The following is a 3,361-nucleotide window of genomic DNA, read 5'->3' on the forward strand; positions in this document are numbered from 1 at the left end:
CGGCATCTCATCCCACGTCCGTCCTTCCAGCACACGCCCGGTTTTCTTTTTGTTGGTGCCACCCCATTGTTTAAAGAAAAAGGCTACGTCGGCTTGCTCACACTGGTTTTTGATGTCGGTAACCCACGTGGTTTTCATGGGGCGTGGTTTTCGGCCGCTTTCGCCGCCTACAATTACCCAGTCGATGCCTTTGAGATTCATATCGGGCAACGGGCCGATCAATGGTTCGCAGGAGAGAAACTTAATGTGTGCCTTGGTGGTGCGCAACAAATCAATGCGCGGCTTTACTTTTTCGTTTTCTACCGAAACCCCCATCCAGATATTGGGGCTCCAGTTGAGCAGCCCTTCCTTGTCGTATTGCTGCAATACCTCGGGGCGCTTGGTAAGCACCTGAAAGATGTGTTGCTGCAAGTCGTTCATTACTTCAAACACCTTTTGAATAAACCGGATGGGCACCCCGGGGTGAAACAGGTCGCTCATGGAGTTGACAAAAACCACTTTGGGTTTTTTCCAACTGTATGGCGTGTTCAATTCTTTTTCGTGCGTGCGGATTTGAAAACCGTCGCTGTATTTGTCCACGCCCATGGCCTTTAGCCGTTTGGTCATTACTTCGGCATAGCAAAATTTACATCCCGCCGAAACCTTGTCGCACCCCGTGGTGGGGTTCCAGGTCATTTCCGTCCACTCTATGCTTGATTGTGCCATGGTTACTCTTTTATGCTGTATTCGACAATGACCTTTTTCTTAAATACATTGTCATAGTTTACTTTAGGAGCTATACCTTCATATTGTATCCGTGTTTTCAACTTTTTAAATACGGGTTGCGTGTGCTTCGGTATATGACCGCGTTCAAAAGTAAAAAGAAGTACGTCTTTATTTGATTTCAATTCTCCATTCAATAGTTTCTCTTCAAGTTCATGCTGAAAGCTCTCAATCTTTGTCATTTTCTGTCCGTCAAACATATCCAATTGACCTTTTTTCTGATCATCATCAATATCAAAATTAGCTTCTCCGTTGATCTGATTCGTACTCCAGGCAATTCTCAGGAATTTATCAACAGCCCGAAAGTGTTTCGCACCGAAGATGATACCATAGATATTTGGGCCTTTTTTAATCGAATAGGGAAACAATTTGAGATCGGTTGATTTGGGTAGACGAGACTCGATTTTCCCTAACACTGCCCGATGCATAAGCTTCTGACTTGTTTTCTCAAGTTCTTCCGGATCAAAATCCAGAACCCTTTTAAACTCATCAGTCAGACCAAGTCGCTTAAAGTAGGAAGAGGAAACATAATACAAGAAATCTAATGTATTGAGCTTCTCTAATGCGGTGATATACTCTTTTGAGATAAACTTAATCCCATTTTGATCAAGGAAAACCAATGAGGGATATTTATCCATAGCCGGAAGCAATTCAAAAAATAATTCCCCTGCATCCTGATTGTAATAGTTGATCTGTGCAAAATGCTTGAACTTCGGATGCTCTTCGAGAAAATCTTCACAGTTTTTCTGCAAAAGCTGGTATTTCTTTGAATCATATTCATTGAAATGCAATGTGATTTTCGTCTTCTTTTGGAAAATCTGTCCTAAAAATGAATCAATTTTTTCGAGTACCCGAATAGAGCTTCCTGCGATCTTCTCAGCATCGTAGCCTGGACCAGAGAAAAAATCGAAAATGTGGATTTCTGGAAAGCCGTGCAATACAACGGTTGGAATCCATTCTTGCGCATATGCTTCGAACATTTCAAGTTTTGCTATAGTTCCTTTATCAAAAGGCTCGAGGTGTATGTCTTTAGAAGGCATGGCACTGAGATTTCTTGTAGGCTTTTATGTCAAATTTTTCTTTCATTTTATTTTGCATAGTTAAGGACTTCGTTCGTAATCTATTTACGTACTGCATTTTTCACCCCAATTTTCGATCAATTCCCGTTCTGCGCTTAAAACTATTCATTTGCAAGCAGAAACGGCCAAAGACGATGGCCGGGTGTACTTGCTGTTGTTCGGCAAATTGAATAAAATCATCATCGTTTGGTTTAAAGCACTTCATCAATAATTCGTCCCAGGCTGCCGGGTCAATCAATTGGTTTTGGGCAAAGCGATTGGCTTCTTTTTCCAAAGGATCATTTGCGTACTCGCTGGTCTTCTCTTCAAAGTCAACAAAACTATTTTGCTTGTCGCCTGTGAGGTGCAAATAGACATGGCCCAACTCGTGAAAAAGATTAAAGGCGTAATTATCTATTCGGTCGTAAGTTACTGATAAGCCGATAACCGGATTTTCGGCTTGCCAAAAAGAAATGCCTTCGACCGCACAATGGTCCGGTTTGGCTAAGTGCACCAGCTTTATGCCGAATGCCGAAAGTTCGGTTTCTGATTTCTCCAAAACAGATTCGTTTTCCCTGAAAATAGTTTTGAGTCGTTCAGTTAACTTATTTACACCTTTCGCATCAAACTTTTTCACCTTTAAATCACTTGCTTTATGGGCTATGAGTTTTTTCCAGACTTCCAGATAGTGCGGATTTACCGCCCGTTTGAGGGACTTACGATAATGTGCCGGAGCTTCTTCCAAAAAACTTTGCGATGTGGAAGAAAGTAAATCAGTTCCAAACACGTGTTTCAAATGCGGAATGTCCTTTTCCACATTGCCTGTTATGATGTTCTGTTTCTTGAGATAGGGCACCGGAAACTTCGATTTAATCTCCTTCCATTGCGCAATGCGTTCGAGCTGGGTCCGGTTATTTATTTTGGCTTTGTCCACTTCATAATTCTGCATAAGGTTGAGCCAAATGCTTTCATCCATATCGAGCGCAGCGGCAACTTTTACGCAGACGTCAGTATTGAAATCGCGTTTTCCCTGCAACATTTCATTGAGTTGCGATTTTTGAATACCGACGAGCCCGGCAAATTCATTCTGACTGATTTTGCGGAATTTGAGTTCGTCCAGTAAGATATCACCCGGATGAATAAGATGGCCGGGAATAAGGTTTTTGAGGTGTTTGTTTGGTGTCATGACGTGGTGCTTTTATTCGTAGTGTTTGCTCACTTCTTCTATACTCAGAACGTCGATTTTGTGCGGAGGCTCGTCGCTGGCCACTTCCTGAAAAATTAAGCGGTACTGCTGATTGATGCGAACAGAACTTTTTCCTTTTCGGTTACCACTCAACTTTTCGTAGTTCAAACCGGTAAATTGCATCAGTTGCTCAATCTCGCTTACTGAGCGCAATCTTGTCACTGTTTTAATGAACTGTTTAATCAATGCAGGATTGGATTTAAAGACCTTCGATTTCGGACGCTTACCTTCGTACAGATCGGCAAGTTCTTCATTATCAAAAGTAATTTCCATTCCTAAAACGATTCAAAGGTAC

At 42.0% G+C, this 3,361-nt stretch carries 4 protein-coding genes; all 4 read right to left on the reverse strand.

Translation table 11 applies throughout. The features are described from left to right. The coding region (locus EA392_01695; GenBank protein TVR41383.1) for a phage Gp37/Gp68 family protein at positions 1 to 705 on the reverse strand (705 nt) is incomplete at its 3' end. 2 nt (positions 706 to 707) lie between these two features. After that, complete coding sequence (gene tcmP, locus EA392_01700) at positions 708 to 1,802, reverse strand: three-Cys-motif partner protein TcmP (protein ID TVR41384.1); 1,095 nt, start codon at positions 1,800 to 1,802, stop codon at positions 708 to 710. A gap of 100 nt (positions 1,803 to 1,902) precedes the next feature. Next, a complete protein-coding gene (locus EA392_01705; GenBank protein ID TVR41385.1) occupies positions 1,903 to 3,006 on the reverse strand; it encodes an ImmA/IrrE family metallo-endopeptidase in 1,104 nt (367 codons plus the stop codon). 12 nt (positions 3,007 to 3,018) lie between these two features. Beyond that, positions 3,019 to 3,339, reverse strand: coding sequence for a plasmid maintenance system killer protein (locus tag EA392_01710; GenBank protein ID TVR41386.1), 321 nt, complete (start codon positions 3,337 to 3,339; stop codon positions 3,019 to 3,021). Positions 3,340 to 3,361: the final 22 nt, after the last annotated feature.

The sequence above is a fragment of the Cryomorphaceae bacterium genome (assembly GCA_007695365.1).
In the GTDB taxonomy this organism is placed as follows: domain Bacteria; phylum Bacteroidota; class Bacteroidia; order Flavobacteriales_D; family SKUL01; genus SKUL01.